The 15,075-nt window shown below is 37.2% G+C and carries 11 protein-coding genes; all 11 read right to left on the bottom strand.

Annotated elements, in window-relative coordinates; all coding sequences use genetic code 11:
• Positions 1-14 precede the first annotated feature (14 nt).
• Positions 15-1,418, bottom strand: coding sequence for an MFS transporter (locus JOC76_RS08935; protein WP_205177246.1), 1,404 nt, complete (start codon positions 1,416-1,418; stop codon positions 15-17).
• Between the two features lie 630 nt (positions 1,419-2,048).
• The gene (locus JOC76_RS08930; RefSeq protein ID WP_205177245.1) at positions 2,049-4,295 is read right to left on the bottom strand and encodes a glycoside hydrolase family 3 N-terminal domain-containing protein; all 2,247 of its coding nucleotides are present in this window, start codon (positions 4,293-4,295) and stop codon (positions 2,049-2,051) included.
• A gap of 96 nt (positions 4,296-4,391) precedes the next feature.
• On the bottom strand, positions 4,392-5,483 hold the full coding sequence (locus JOC76_RS08925; protein ID WP_205177244.1) for a Gfo/Idh/MocA family protein: 1,092 nt from the start codon (positions 5,481-5,483) through the stop codon (positions 4,392-4,394).
• A 19-nt stretch (positions 5,484-5,502) separates the two neighbouring features.
• Positions 5,503-6,288: a sugar phosphate isomerase/epimerase family protein gene (locus JOC76_RS08920; protein ID WP_205177243.1), complete on the bottom strand. Its 786-nt coding sequence runs from the start codon at positions 6,286-6,288 to the stop codon at positions 5,503-5,505.
• A 218-nt stretch (positions 6,289-6,506) separates the two neighbouring features.
• Complete coding sequence (locus JOC76_RS08915) at positions 6,507-9,044, bottom strand: GH39 family glycosyl hydrolase (protein ID WP_205177242.1); 2,538 nt, start codon at positions 9,042-9,044, stop codon at positions 6,507-6,509.
• A 145-nt stretch (positions 9,045-9,189) separates the two neighbouring features.
• On the bottom strand, positions 9,190-10,179 hold the full coding sequence (locus tag JOC76_RS08910; RefSeq protein ID WP_205177241.1) for a sugar phosphate isomerase/epimerase family protein: 990 nt from the start codon (positions 10,177-10,179) through the stop codon (positions 9,190-9,192).
• Between the two features lie 17 nt (positions 10,180-10,196).
• Positions 10,197-10,604 carry a C-glycoside deglycosidase beta subunit domain-containing protein gene (locus tag JOC76_RS08905; protein WP_205177240.1) on the bottom strand — a complete coding sequence of 136 codons (408 nt, stop codon included), beginning with the start codon at positions 10,602-10,604 and terminating at the stop codon, positions 10,197-10,199.
• Between the two features lie 263 nt (positions 10,605-10,867).
• On the bottom strand, positions 10,868-12,121 hold the full coding sequence (locus tag JOC76_RS08900; protein ID WP_205177239.1) for an MFS transporter: 1,254 nt from the start codon (positions 12,119-12,121) through the stop codon (positions 10,868-10,870).
• 75 nt (positions 12,122-12,196) lie between these two features.
• A complete protein-coding gene (locus JOC76_RS08895; protein ID WP_205177238.1) occupies positions 12,197-13,354 on the bottom strand; it encodes an FAD-dependent monooxygenase in 1,158 nt (385 codons plus the stop codon).
• Positions 13,355-13,376: 22 nt separating this feature from the next.
• Complete coding sequence (locus JOC76_RS08890; RefSeq protein ID WP_205177237.1) at positions 13,377-14,132, bottom strand: cyclase family protein; 756 nt, start codon at positions 14,130-14,132, stop codon at positions 13,377-13,379.
• A gap of 25 nt (positions 14,133-14,157) precedes the next feature.
• Entirely contained in the window at positions 14,158-15,069 is a 912-nt protein-coding gene (locus tag JOC76_RS08885) for a fumarylacetoacetate hydrolase family protein (RefSeq protein WP_205177236.1), read from the bottom strand.
• Positions 15,070-15,075: the final 6 nt, after the last annotated feature.

Genomic DNA, 15,075 nt, shown 5'->3' with positions numbered 1-15,075 from the left:
TCATAAAATAATATTTACATTGTTATCCCATTTCGTCTTCTTAAAAGTTCATTTGTATTCTCCATAGCTCTTGCTTTAGAGATCTTATAAAAATATAACGGAATGGTGGCTAATAGATAAATGATCCCAGGTGCTAGGTTTACTAAAGCATTTATTCCGTGAACGACTTCAGGTGTCTGCTGTTGATTGGCCACATAACCAATTGCGCCTAAGATTGTTGCACTTGCCGCCCCAACTAAAGCGCTTGCAATCTTGGTTGAAAGACTTGTAAATGAGTAAATGGCACCGTCAGCGCGAATTCCTGTTTTAATTTGATAGTCATCGATACAGTCAGCAACCATACTAAAATTCATTGGGCTGGCAAAACCAGTTGGCAAGCATGCAGCGATTGTCAATACGATTATCATTGTAATATTAGTAGCTGGTGTAAAGTATAACGCTATAAAAGCAATACCAGTAAGAGTTGAACCAAGAATTAGGATTGTTTTCTTCTCAAAAAATTTAGCTATAAAAGGAAGCGCAAATGATCCAATTGCCCCACATACTGAAAGAATCGTAAATGAGACCGCAATTAAATCTGGACGATTTAAAACGTAAATACAGTAATACGTTAATGTACCAATTCTTCCAAATACACCTAATAGTACAACGAAAAGACTTGTTAATAACAGAAGTAATTGTTTATTAGCTCCAACAGCTCGTAAAGATTCCTTAAGTGTTGGTCTCTCCTCAATCGTTGGCTCTATTAATTCCTTACAGTTCTTAAAAGTAAAGAATAATAAAGGGGCCGATACCACTGATAATACAATTGCTGCATAGAAGAAACCATGTTGCTGATTACCATGACCTAAGATAGTTATTAAAGGCATTACCGCAGCTCCTGTAAGAATACCAGCGACTTGTCCAAAAACCCCTCTATAGGCATTTAAATTTGTTCTTTCGTGAGTATCTCTAGTCATTACAGTGGCAAGTGCACCATAAGGTACATTTACGACAGAGTGAACAGTACCTAAAAGTAAATATGTAACACCTGCGTAAATTACCTTAGCAGTTCCTGTTAATTCTGGAGTGTAGAATGTCAAAATATTTAATAGAGCTAGAGCAAATGCACCGTAAAGAATATAAGGTCTAAAACGTCCATGTTTGCTTTTTGTTCGTTCCATGATTAAGCCGAGGATTGGGTCAACAAAGCAATCCCAAACCCTTGCTACAAGTAGAATAATAGCTGCTGCTCCGCCAGCGATACCGAATACATCTGTATAAAAAAACAATAGATATGACGATGCTAAACTCCAAACGACACTTGCAGAGAATTCACCAAACCCATAGCTTAACTTTGTAAGAAAACTAAGGTTACCACCATTAATTTGAGGCACTACCAAACTTTCTTTTGTTTGTGGAACTGCTCCATTTGCCATATCGTATCCTCCTAGTTCAAAATACCTCAATTAGAATTTGTGAATCATTCAGTAGCTACTGTTACAATTATAGTACCGCACCTATTATGTAACCGCATTCATATAATTAAACACATAACAGCAATATCTTATCCTTTATAGTGAGTCTGTATGGGGGTTTACAAAAAGATTAAATAAATAGTTATTATTCTTAACCTAATTTTTAATCAATTCCGACATTTATTGAAAAAAAGCTATTATTTTAGCTTTTTTCTAGCTATTTTATCACATTTTTATCAATGGTAGATTATTATTTTGCTAGGTAAGCTTACCCAGTTTAAAATCTTTTGTTTTTAGAAATAGGCTGTGTGGATGTTGATTTCCGCTCCAGACGCTCGCTTTCCGCGGGCGTGCCGGGGAGCCTCCTCGACGCTGAAGCGTCTGCGGGGTCTCCCCGGCCCCGTACTCCCGCAGGACTTTGATATTCTTCCTCGGGTCCACCCACGCACGAAGAAAATGCGATAGCATTTTCGAGGAGTCGAGCGCCTTCCGCTCCAATCAACATCGTTCCAAAATCAACAATAATCATTAACACAGCCTAGAAATAAAAAACAACCTATAACATTGTCATAGGTTGTCGATCAATTCTATTTATTTTTCTAAAACTCTTAATTCACCTTCTAGTCCTTCTTGAGAGTTTGGTCCGACGCATACTTTGAACAAACCAGGTTCCACCACATATTCCATCGCCTCATTATAAAAACCAAGGCTATGTATATCCAGATCAATAGTAACAGTTTGACGTTCTCCTGGCTGTAGATTGACCTTCTTAAAGCCTTTTAATTCCTTGACTGGTCTTACTCTAGAAGCAACTAGATCTGAAATATAAAGCTGAACAACTTCTTCACCGGCTCGTTTCCCTGTATTAGTTACATCTACACTAATCGTTGTGAGACTATCCTTCGTAACCTCTGGAGAATTTACAACAAGGTTATCATAATTAAAGGTCGTGTAACTTAAACCAAACCCAAAAGGATACAATGGTTGATGTGGTCCATCAATATATTTAGATGTGAACTTGATCTTACCTGCCGGTCTTCCCGTACGCGGATGATTATAGTAAATTGGCACTTGTCCAACTGAATAAGGGAAAGTCGCCACTAATTTACCGCTTGGATTGTAATCTCCAAACAAAACATCAGCTACCGCAATGCCGGTCTGAATACCCAGTTGCCATGCTTCGACAATGGCAGATACGTTGTCGGCTACCCAAGGGATAGCTAAAGGTCTTCCGTTAATAAGGACCACTATGACAGGTTTACCTGTTTGGTGCAATGCTTTTAATAATTCTTCTTGTCGCCCTGGGAGATTTAAATCCATTCGGCTAGAGGCTTCACCGCTCATGTCGGCATTTTCACCAACAACCGCAATAATTACGTCTGAATCGCTTGCCATTTCCACAGCTAAGTTAAAATCCATCCCTTCCTCTCCAATGACTTCACATCCTTTGGAGTAGGCAATCTCTGTATCATTTTCAACCGCAGCTGTTATGCCGGAAAGAATGGTAACTACATCTTCTTCATTACCTGTTATTGCCCAAGTACCTAGTAATTCCTTTTTATTATCGGCCAAAGGACCAATAACGGCAATTTTCTTGAGATTTTTCTTTAATGGCAAGATATTGTTCTCATTTTTCAACAAAACGATCGATCGTTTCGCCATCTCTCTCGCGATATCGATATGTTCAGGTGCCAGCAGAGATTGTTCCTCTATAACCTTATTTGTTCTATACGGATTATCAAAGAGACCCAAGTTGAATTTCACACTTAAAATTCGTCTAACCGCTTCATCCAATACCTCAACAGAGATGGTACCGTTTTTAAATTGTTCAGGTAAATCTTCTTTGTAGGTACCTTGACTCATATCCATTTCTAATCCTGCAAGAAGTGCTTTTTTGCTCGCTTCTTTACGATTCTCAGCATATCCATGTACTTCCACTTCAGCAATCGAGTTGGCATCACTGACCACAAACCCAGTGAATCCATACTGTTCTCTTAAAACATCTGTTAATAGATATTTATTGACAGTACATGGAACACCATTCAAATCATTAAATGCACTCATAAAGGTTCCAACACCTGCTTTTGCCGCAGCCTCAAACGGTGGAAGGAAGACATCATGAAGCGTTTGGAGCGACATATCGACTGTATTATAATCCCTGCCACCAACTGCACCACCGTATGCAGCAAAATGCTTGGCACATGCTAGTATTCTTTCAGGTTGAGAAACGTCTTCTCCCTGAAACCCTCTGACTCTAGCAGCAGCAATTATACTACCCAAATAGGTATCTTCACCAGCACCTTCTGCTATCCTTCCCCAGCGCGGATCCCTTGTGATATCTACCATTGGGGCATAAGTCCAGTGTAATCCTGAAGCAGAGGCTTCTTTTGCAGCAATTTCTGCCGTCTTTTCAATTAATTCCATATCCCAGCTACAGGCTTCTGCAAGAGGAATGGGAAAAATCGTTCTGTAGCCATGGACCACATCTAAACCAAAAAGAAGCGGTATTCCTAATCTTGACTCTTCCACAGCAATTTTTTGTAATTCATTTGAAAGCTCCGCTCCTGTGACTCCTCCCATTGAACCAAGCAGACCCTCTTTTATTTCATCTCTATGATAATTTCTTTCCATTGCTTGAAATTCCTCATAAGAAATCTCACCTTCTACTAATTTGGCAATAATTTCGTCTTTTGTCATGCCAAATGCACCAAAAATGGATGGAAGAAATTGTGTTAGTTGACCGATTTTTTCTTCTAAGGTCATTTTCCCAACCAGATCATTTATTTTTTTCTCATAATCTTTATTAATGATTGTTTTTAGATTACTAACCTTTCCCATTACCATTCTCCTCGTTTATCTTATTATTGGTTCTATTACAAAAAGTACCCTACAGGTAGATTTTTTTCTACACTATAAGGTACTTTGCACCCTCTTTTAAAATGATGATAGTAACCGAACCTTATCTTTGACTTTTTCGAAAAAAACAGGTTCTTTTCTGCTAGCTGCTTTATAAAAATGATCGATTATATTCATCATGTAAACGCCGTGTTCTGCAGGTGCGATTAATTCTTCACCAGTTAATATACTATTTAGAAAATGCTCAAACTCATTCTTTAATTTAATATTTGGATTAAGAACTGGTGAAATATCAACACAGGTTTCCAATAACTCAGAGTGAATCTTTACCTCACCATTAATTAGACTTATTCCACCTTTAGTCCCTAGTATTTCAATAAAGGTTTTATCTTGTTCAATATTAGAAGCCCAGCTAAATTCAAAATTTACAGTAGCCCCATTTTGGAGACCAATAAAACCAACAGCTGTATCTTCGACATTAAAGATTCCATTGGGATTCCCCTTATAACCGTTACGGTTACGTGTAGTGGTATGGCTAAAATTTTGATGAATAGCACCTGTAACATACGACGGTGCCGGCATCCCGATGAGATATAATGCTAAATCAAGATAATGAACTCCTAAATCAATCATGACTCCGCCGCCAGCAGAATCTTTATTGGTAAACCAGGTACCCCTGCCTGGAATTCCGCTTCTTCTGATCCATCCAGCTTTTACTTGATAGATTTCTCCTAAGTATCCCGAATCAATATATTTTTTTAGAAAAACCGCTTCATTTGTAAAACGATTATTTAAACCAATCATGACCTGTTTGCCTGATTGATTCTTTGCATCGACTATTTTCTGTGCTTCATTTGCATTAATTGCAAGAGGTTTTTCACAATGGACATTTACCCCTTTTGTTAGCGCGTAGGTTGAAATCTCAGCATGAAGAAAGTTAGGAGTGCAAATACTTACCAAATCCAATTCTTCTTTGTCTAACATTTCCTCATAATTACTATAAACTTTGGTAATATTATATTTTTTCGCCAGTCTTTCTGCACTCTCAATATTTACATCACAGATAGAAACTAATTCAACATTTGCTAGTGTCATATAATTATTCAAATGCTTTCTCTCAGCATTACTGCCCGCCCCAATTAAACCATAACGTAATTTCTTGTTGTTCATTTGACCACTCCTCCTGTATTTAAAATGCTAGTTTTCTCATATACTCAATAGTGAAATCTATTCCTTTTTCTCCAAGTTCTCCAGTCCATACAGGAGAATGCGGTTCAATACTTAGTCCTCCTGTATAACCCTTTACTCTTAATAATGAAATAAATGTTTTCCAATCTGTTTGATCTAAGCCTGCTGGCGGGTCATCCACTCTCTCACCATTGATGATCATTGACCCTTTTAAATGTACATGGTTAAAACGGTCACCCCAATCAAGTGTTTCCTGGAGGTAATCACCGCCAAAATATCGACTGTGGGAAGGATCAAATTTGATTCCTAATTCCTTTAAATGACCATGAACGATTTTCCAGACATCTGGAGTATTAACAAAATTCACCTTTCGGCAATTGTAAGAAGAGACCTTTACTCCTTTAGGTTTTGCATAGTCTATTAATAGTGAAAAAAACTGAATGGCAGCTCTACAGTTTTCAAAGAAAGATAATTCTTCCACATAGTTACAACCACTTACAAAGTTGGTACATCCTAATTCACTTGCTACATCAATCAGTTTGTAGCATCTTTCTAACTCTTCTTCGATAACACTACCTTGCTCATTAATGCGTAAGGATTTCCATCTGCCAATCGAGCCAATGTCAATACCATATGCATTTTTCCATTTTTTTAGATTCTCACGGTTGTGATAAAACGCATCAACATCTTGACCTTCATTTACACAGACTTCTATAAAATCTAATCCTTTTTGCTTCGCTTTTTGAAAACTTTCTTCTGTTGGAGTAGCTATAATTCCAAGCTTCATTTTTAAAACCTCTTTCTTATATTTTTATTAGCCAATTATCTAACAATGTTTTTAAGTAACGCTTACATTTTTATTTTAATCTTTGTGTTAGATTTCTTCTTTCTTCTTGTTATCCATTTAATCGTTAATTTTCATTCTTTTTCATTTCTTTTCCATAAAAACAAAAAAAGAGGTTAAAAATCTATATTAGATTTTTAACCTCTTTATTCGAACATCATTTATATATCACTAAACAACAAGTTGAATTCAAATAATCTTACCTCGTGGGGCTGTAGTTCTCCTTTTAAAACAATTGAATTACCCTCCACCACATGATGTTCCACTTTCATATAGGGAACACAAATTTGTTTTAAATATTCGACTTCATCTGGTTTCATATCATCCACGGCACCAAATTTCAACCATTCATCAAGGACACTCCCATGATCGCGGTTTAATTTAAGCTCTTTTACTCGATATTTCCCATTGACGAGTCCTTGTATTTCTAGTGAGAGATTTAACGTTTCATTGTTCTCAAAAATTTCATATTGCTCGTTAATTCCCATAGTTCCTTCAGGATGTAAATAATAAGAGTAGTTAAAATGTTTGTAGTTAAAGCAAATTACTTGGAATCGATTTCCAGACCGCTTCGTTACAATATAATGTTCACCCTTGGCCACTAGAATTTCACCCAATTGCTTTAACAGCGTAAACGCATGGTAACTCGGTTTCTTTATGCCACTTTTCGTTACCAAACCTGCACCACCATGCAGAAGTGTTTTGGAATCCCAAAAGTCACTAAAAATATCCGAAAACAACCAGTACCCCATCATATTCACTTGATTTTGATTCAAATTTTCAATGATGTTTTTGGTCATGTAAGAAGCCTTAAAACAGCTATCATTAAGAAAGTTACGATTTGAAATGGAAATATTCCATTCTGTCACATTCAATTCTAAACCATCAAAACCAGCCTTTTTTAAAGCTTTTCTTACCTCATTCAGTTTATTTATAACATAATTAGGATTGTTGGAATGTAAATTTTTAATCGGTACCCGGTACTTATCTCGATTAATTTCAATTGGATATAGGTAAATGGAAAGAAAATCAGGCTGAATTTCCTCTTTCTTCCATTGTTCTAGAAGTAAATCAAGTTTATCGCCTTCCAAATCAATACTTAACCCACATCCACCAACCTTCGCTAATGGTATAAGTTCGTTTGTATGCTTTTTAAATTCACTGAATATCTTAAAATACTCTTTAAATTGGCTCAGGCCAACATCTTGATTGTTTTTAACTTGATCTAAAAAGTCCTTTTCATCTTGTAAACTTGTATTAAATACATCCGTGTGTGGTTTCCACATTTCAAAATACCAAGTCTCGACTTCATCAATTCCATATCGCTGAATACATTGCAGTAAAAAGGCCCTAAATAGGTTTGTCCATTCTTCTAGTGACCTTTGACTTATTGTTTGGATAGCAATTGTCTCTCCTATGGCTTTTTGAATGATTTTAGGTTTTGGACCCATTTCAATAAATGGTTTTAATTTATTTTTGACTAAAAAATCCAATAATTTGTTTGTATTTGAAAAATTGTAGGTGATCGTTCCACCAGAGCGATCTTCAACAAGCATATCATCTCCAAACAAACCCCAAAATCTGGCATAGGTGAAGCCGATTTCGCCTTGTAGAAGCATGATTTGCTCTTGCATATCCGAATTTAGAATATCTTTTGCATAACCAATATTCAAAAGCTTATTCCAATACTTCGTAAATGCATCCAATTTCCCTATCTTAATGGTTTCGGTTTCGACTGTTCCTGTCACTTTAGGGAGTGTTTGGACCTTTTGCTCCTCCGAACCTTTAAGATATTGACGCAGCTCAGTGAATGCTTCATCACTATCTTGATTCCCTACTTCTTCAGTAAAATTATCTTCTTTTTCAGTTGTCTCAGACATTTGTTTACGATATTCAACTGGCTTTACCTGATAATTTTCATTAAAGACCCTGTTAAATGCCGCTAAATTAGGAAATCCATTGTCCAATGCAATGCGAGTAATAGGCTTATTCGTGTTAACCAGTTCGTTAACCGCATGTGCGAGACGAATTCCATTTAAATATTGAGAAAAAGTTTTTCCTGTTTGTTTCTTAAAAAATTTAGACAAATAAGGAACAGAGATGAAATGGAGTCCGGCAACTTCCTCTAAGGTTAAGGGCTCCCGATAATTACTTTGAATGTACTCCATGATTTCAGATAATCTTTCATTTTGTCCTTTACTAGTTGAATAGCTTGGTATTTCTAGCTGATTCGAACTCTTTAAGTAATGAAATTTTAGTAATGAGATTAATTTAAATGTTTTCTCTAATGTTTCCACCTCGGAATCATTTCTCTGTTGCATATATACGGATAATAGTTCTTCAATGACTTGTCTAAAGTCCTGGTCTGAAGAAAGACTTTGTTCGTTAGAATTACATAAAAATAATAAATTTTTTTGACCAAGCAATGAACTTAATTCTAAATAATTGAAATGAAAAACAACAAATAAATTATCCTTTTCAGATTGAAAAGAGTGAAATTCATTTGAATTCACTAAGATAAAATCCGATTTGATCAAATGAAAAGTATTTTGATTGATTTTCACTTGAAGCTGACCTTTTATCACATAGATCAATTCAATTTCCCGATGGGCATGCTCTAAATTACTCTTATGATTCATAACGGAAACCGTTACCAAATTGGAATCTATGGAAGATTGGAAAATCTGTGTACCACTCATTTCAATCACCTCTTTAAAGCAATACTAAAAAAAGTACCTTTATTTCTAAATATAGCACAAAAGAAATCAATTCGACATTTTTTTTGTAATCTTCAAGTTAACCGTAAACATTAAATAGGAACCTTTTTCCAAGGTTCCTAACAATCTATTGATTTAGTAAATTGCTTAATAACACTTGATGTCGTCTAACTTGTTCTACACTGTCGACTTCCATATAATCTTGAATATGCCGGTTTCCTTCATACTCGCTGTCAATATAACCCTGGTACCCTGCTTCTGTTAGAACATTAATAATATCTTTATATGGAATACTAGGTTCTTGGTAGTTTTCGGTAACTTCATAGAATTTTCCATGGACGTGCATAATATATGGAATATAGTCTTTAAGGATATTAGGATCCGTGTAGACAAAGTGTTTTGCTAATTCTGCATATTCCACATCCTTTTTATTTGCATTCTTCATTCTTGTTACAGCTTCAAAGGTTTCTTGTTTGTCGAGTCCATTTGCATAATTGTCACTAACGAATTTAATAATTTCAGGTGTAGCTCCATCACGAATATATCTTTGCTCTATCACAGGTGCCATTCTCTTTACAAAGATACCTAAATCAGGCATGATTCCGAACCACTTGGTTCCGCTTTTTATGATATATTCCATCCTTTCCTCAAACCATGGTGTTCCAAAAGTAAACGGAGCATGTACTTCAAGAGCTATTTTCACTCCATACTCTTCAGCGTAAGGTAGACTCGCCTTTACTACTTCAAGAGGAGTGGAAACTAATGTTCTTAACACCTTAAAACCTAGTTTATTAGCAAGCTTGAGGTCCCTTACCATCATATCCACATTTTCTTCGAGTGTTAATAATCGATTAGGGAATAATTTGTTATCTAAAAACGCGTCATAGGCAATCGGTTCTACTTTATATTGATCCATCCAGCCAAACCACTGATCAACAAATTCATCTGTTACCTTTGGAAAACCTTTAAGCATTTGTTCCGGAAGCAATTCAATCCCAGTCGCACCCGATTTTGCCACCGCAGCAATACATTGTTCTAAACTTAACTTTCCAGTATAATACTCCTCCTGATAACTATATAAGGATACACCGCGTTTAATGTTTGCTAGATTTGTCATTTTGAAAGCCTCCCTCTCTATTCTAAGACCTTATCTGGTTCAAGTGTAATTTGTTTGGTATCATCACCAATATTTGGCCATGGTAGATAGGAAATCCGCAAATTAACGACAGCATGTACTTTATGTGTTCCCGCCTCTAAACCACCAGATTTTTTTACGAACAATGTTGCCTTTTCTCCGAATTCCCAACGATTATTGATGACCGTTGATATTTCATGATAAGGAAAGCTGCCAGTTTCTACTGAAAAAATCATATCGTCGTGTGAATAAAATTGATTATCCACCTCTAAATCAATACTATTAATCAATGACAAGGCAATACCTCGATAGTAAGGAATCCGCAATTTTACTTCAAAGCCAACTGTCTGTCCATCTTCCACAACATTTCGAAAACCATCTTCGCAGACTAAGTATTGTTCAAACATGTACTACCACTCCTTAAGAATCAAATCTCTTACTAGAAAACGTTTACTTTTTGGTCCCATTTAAAATATACCTCTACATTTTCAGTAAAACTATTTTGTTTTCTCCCAATTTCCATATACTTTTATAACCATTTTCCTTATGAAATGTATTTATGTAGTCATTTTAGATTAAAAAAGTAATGCATTTTTTTAACCAATTCAAAAAAGGGCTTTACTTCACACAAAAAAAAGGAAGGATTTTCCCCCTTCCTTTACACAACTAATTATAGCGGAGCTTGGATCTCTTTATTGCTCGAATGATTTAGTTTAATTGGTGCTGTTTCTTTTATTCCAAACGTGCAAAGGAACCCAACAAAGGCAGCAGCTGCCGTAACCCATAAAGGGGCCATAAGTCCAAAGTGATCAGCAAGAATACCAGACACAGTTGGACCAAAACTGCCTCCGATGATTTCACTTGTTAATATGACGAAACTTATGGCAGTGGCTGAAAATGCCCTAGAAACAGACTCAGCAGGAATAATGTTCATAATTAAAGGCTGATAGCCATTTCCTAATGAGAAAATAAGAATTGAGATGAGTAGAACTCCGAAGTTATGGTAAGTAAGCGCTATCGAGATAGGAAGGAATATAGCTAATAAAGAGAAAATCTTGATGGCCGGTAATCGTCCGACACGGTCAGATATAGCTGCGCCGCCGAATTGTCCAATAAACATTAGCAAACCCATTAACCCTAATAACATACCAATTTGTGATTCGCCATAATCAGTAGATTTTGCATAGATAGTAGGTAAAAAGGCAGTTAGCGTTAAAATGTAGATCATATTGCAGATACCCACAATGGTACTTAACCAAATATTCCTGGTTTTAAAAACGCTAACATAATCAGCTTTGGTAGGCTTTGCCTTTGAATCTTTAAGATGATGAGCTAAATTGAGTTTTGGTTCTTTTAAAAATTTCCAAATAATAAGACCCAAGAGAATTCCCGGAATTGCGATAATATAAAAGGAAGATCGCCATCCATAAGCTGCAGCAAGGGCTACGGTGACCACAGGTGCCAATGTCCCGCCAATTAAAGAGGATGAACTTTGAACAATCCCCATGTTAAATCCTCTTCTTTTTTCCGAAGATTCATGAATCACAATGGATTGTACAAGCGGCATGACTGGTCCTTCTGCTAAACCCATTATGCCCCTTACCAATAGTAAGCTGGCAAATGATCCGACCCAACCTGATAATAATGTAGCAATTGAAAAAAGAAACACAAAAATGACAAGCATTGGTTTCTTTTTGCCTAAAAAGTCAGAAAGACTGGCAAAGATTAAGGTAGACAGACCAAAAAATACTCCCGTAACGGACACAGTGATTCCTAATTGCGTATTGGACAATCCCAAGTCAGGAGCAATTTTAGGAAAGATAAAACCTAAACTTAACCGATCTAAGAATACCAGACCAACCACCAAAAACATGGTGAATACTAGGAAATTTTCATATTGAAAAAATCCTTTCTTTTTTCCCATTCAATTTGCCCCCTTCAATCAATACTCTTGCTACGATTACGAAGTGGAAACGTATACAAAGTTGTAACAATTAATTTATAGCGTGTCTACCTCCGTTAGCAATGGTTCATTCATTTTAGCAAGTGTTTCATAGACAAACTTACCTATATTCACATCCTCTTTCATTTGACCGCTCCAAGTAAGTAATTCCCATTCAACTAACTGGTCTGAATGATCAACAATCAGTCTGCAGCGTTCATACCGCTTCTCCATCAAAATTTTAAACGTCTCTTCGACCCCAATGTTAGATTTAAGAATATCAGCCAAAACTATTACATCTTCAATAGCGATAGAGGCACCTTGTCCTAAGTGAGGAGCTGTACCATGAGCAGCATCACCGACAAGTAAAACATTTCCTTTGTACCACGGTTTTGCCAGCATATGCGTAAAGATTGGTCGATAAACCACTTGATCAGGGTCGGTAAGTTGATTCGCCGCCTCTGCAATCGCACCGCCAAATTCAGTTAGCCTCTCTTTTAGTAGTACATGGAGTTGGTCATTCGGAAACTTCGGGTTACCTGGTTCATGTGTAGTGACAAGCAAATACATTTCATCCTTTGACATAGGAACCAAGCCAGCTTTTGCTTTTTGTCCATAATAAAACAGACCTCGATCCACTTCTTTCGGGCGTGGAAGGGTGTAACGCCATACCCCTTGTCCGCTATATTTTTGAACAATATCCCCAAACAAAAATTTTCGGACCCTAGAGTTAGCACCATCCGCTCCAATAACCATGTCATAAACAGCTGAAATTCCGTTGCTTAACTCCACCTTTACACCATGTGAGATATTTTCAATTCTTTCAATTGTTGAACCCATATAAATTTTGGTATCAATTTTTTCAACGGCCTCTAAAAGAAATTCATGAAGTTTTCTTCTCGATATTCCGTTAACTCCCGGATATCCTTCAATAGTGGGGGAGTCTCCCTTAAACATAAAATGTCCTTGGCCGGTGTAATAATCGAAGCCGGGATATGAATACCCCTCTTGCATACATACATCAGCCAAGCCAATTTCATTAAGGGCCCTAAGGGCATTTGGCGGCTGAATAATCCCAACACCGTATACATTCCATTCCCGTTCCTTCTCAACAATCTCCGCTTTAATCCCAATTTTATGAAGGGCTGCTGCTGCTGCTAAACCACTAATTCCACCGCCAACAATGAGTACTTTTTTAACAAATTGATTTACCATATTAAACACTCCTCATTTCCTATTAATCAATAATCGCGACAGCACGGGTCCAACCTGCACTGCCACCTCTTATTTTTACAGGAAAAACAGATACTTTAAATCCAAACGCTGGTAACTGATCTAAATTTGCTAGTTTTTCAATTTGGCAGTACTCTTTTTCTCTTCCGGCAAAATGAGCCGCCCAAAGGACACCAGGTCGTGGATTTTGTTTATAATCTTGCGCCTGTATCGACAATGGTGTATCCCAGCCCCATCCGTCGGTTCCCATTACTTTTATACCTTGTTCAATTAACCAGAGTGTCGCTTCCGCTGAAACACCTACATGGATTTCACTATAATTAGGCTGATATCTTTTTTTGTCTGCATCACTACGGATCATGACAATATCATACGGCTTTAGCTCGTAATCTATTTGTCTTAGTTTTTCCTGAATATCTTCTACTGTCAAAGTAAACCCTTGTGGTTTATCCGTAAAGTCAAGTACGACTCCATCGTTAAAAAACCATTCAAGTGGTAATTCATCAATCGTCCGGGAAGGTTTTCCTTCAGATGTCGGCCAATAATGCCACGGTGCATCGACATGAGTACCTGCATGACTGGTCAGTGTAAGAAATTCTCCTGCAAGCCCTTTTCGCTCAGGAAAATCATCCGGTGTTACCCCGACAAGCTTTGCACCAAATTCTGCCCCTTCTTCATGTGTTTCAAATCGAATTGAAAACGGAAGAGGATCTTTTAAATCCTCTTCAATGGAAACACTTAGGTCTACAATTCTTGCCATAAAAGTTCCTCTCCGTTCATGTCTCTTAGATAATTCTATTTTTCAATGAGCCAAGAGCTGTAATCGTTAATTCTACTTCATCCCCAGGCTCCAACCAGCGATGCACTTCGGGACCGAGCTCCATTATGCAACCAAAACCAACAGTTCCTGATCCGATAATATCCCCTGGATATAACGTAACGTCTTCAGAAGCCCGCTCGATCATGTCGCCAAAAGTATAATAAATATCCTTAAAGTTTCCGCGGGAAAGAATCTCACCATTTACGGCTGCTGTCATCTCAAGGTCAAATCGACCATTTGTTTTAAATGGTTCTAGTTCATCCTTTGTTAACAGATAAGGCCCAATCGATGTCGCGAAATCTTTTCCTTTTGCCGGACCCAAAAGCACTTTCATTTCTTTCATTTGGAGATCCCGAGCAGACCAGTCATTTAAAATCGTATAGCCAAAGATGTAGTCTTCTGCTTCATCAGCCTTGATATTTTTTCCTTGTTTCCCAATGATGCAGGCGAGCTCAAGTTCATAATCAAGTCGAATACATTTCGCTGGTCGTTTCACCTCATCCCCTGGTCCCTTCATGGTATGGGGATTCGAGAAATAAAAGATCGGCATTTCATACCACTCAGGTGCAACGGTATCCCCATTGCGACTTGTGGCATTTTTGATATGCGTCTCAAACGCCACATAATCTCGGAAAGTAACGGGGTTTGGTAATGGCGCAGTTAACCGTATTTCTTCAAGCGAATAGGCTGGAAGATTCTCTGCCCCTTGGCTTAAAACCTCTATATTTGCCATATACTTTTCGTTATTTTTGATAAAATCTGCCATATTATCAGGTAATTCACCCTTTGAGGCATGCTTCATATCTATTACTCTATTACCATCGAGCCATCCTGCCCGCATATGGCCTTCCGGATTATAAAAGGTAACAAACTTCATTAGTCC

The organism is Neobacillus cucumis, assembly GCF_016908975.1.
Classification (GTDB): Bacteria; Bacillota; Bacilli; order Bacillales; family Cytobacillaceae; genus Neobacillus; species Neobacillus cucumis.
Note: the sequence above shows the minus strand (reverse complement) of the source record. Positions and strands in the feature narration are given on the sequence as shown.

What these genes read in the sequence shown, in the direction of transcription:
- JOC76_RS08895 (WP_205177238.1), bottom strand. Translation starts at nt 13,354, where the DNA reads ATGGTAAATCAATTTGTTAAAAAAGTACTCATTGTTGGCGGTGGAATT.
- JOC76_RS08915 (WP_205177242.1), bottom strand. Translation starts at nt 9,044, where the DNA reads ATGAGTGGTACACAGATTTTCCAATCTTCCATAGATTCCAATTTGGTA.
- JOC76_RS08920 (WP_205177243.1), bottom strand. Translation starts at nt 6,288, where the DNA reads ATGAAGCTTGGAATTATAGCTACTCCAACAGAAGAAAGTTTTCAAAAA.
- JOC76_RS08900 (WP_205177239.1), bottom strand. Translation starts at nt 12,121, where the DNA reads ATGGGAAAAAAGAAAGGATTTTTTCAATATGAAAATTTCCTAGTATTC.
- JOC76_RS08935 (WP_205177246.1), bottom strand. Translation starts at nt 1,418, where the DNA reads ATGGCAAATGGAGCAGTTCCACAAACAAAAGAAAGTTTGGTAGTGCCT.
- JOC76_RS08930 (WP_205177245.1), bottom strand. Translation starts at nt 4,295, where the DNA reads ATGGGAAAGGTTAGTAATCTAAAAACAATCATTAATAAAGATTATGAG.
- JOC76_RS08925 (WP_205177244.1), bottom strand. Translation starts at nt 5,483, where the DNA reads ATGAACAACAAGAAATTACGTTATGGTTTAATTGGGGCGGGCAGTAAT.
- JOC76_RS08910 (WP_205177241.1), bottom strand. Translation starts at nt 10,179, where the DNA reads ATGACAAATCTAGCAAACATTAAACGCGGTGTATCCTTATATAGTTAT.
- JOC76_RS08890 (WP_205177237.1), bottom strand. Translation starts at nt 14,132, where the DNA reads ATGGCAAGAATTGTAGACCTAAGTGTTTCCATTGAAGAGGATTTAAAA.
- JOC76_RS08885 (WP_205177236.1), bottom strand. Translation starts at nt 15,069, where the DNA reads ATGAAGTTTGTTACCTTTTATAATCCGGAAGGCCATATGCGGGCAGGA.
- JOC76_RS08905 (WP_205177240.1), bottom strand. Translation starts at nt 10,604, where the DNA reads ATGTTTGAACAATACTTAGTCTGCGAAGATGGTTTTCGAAATGTTGTG.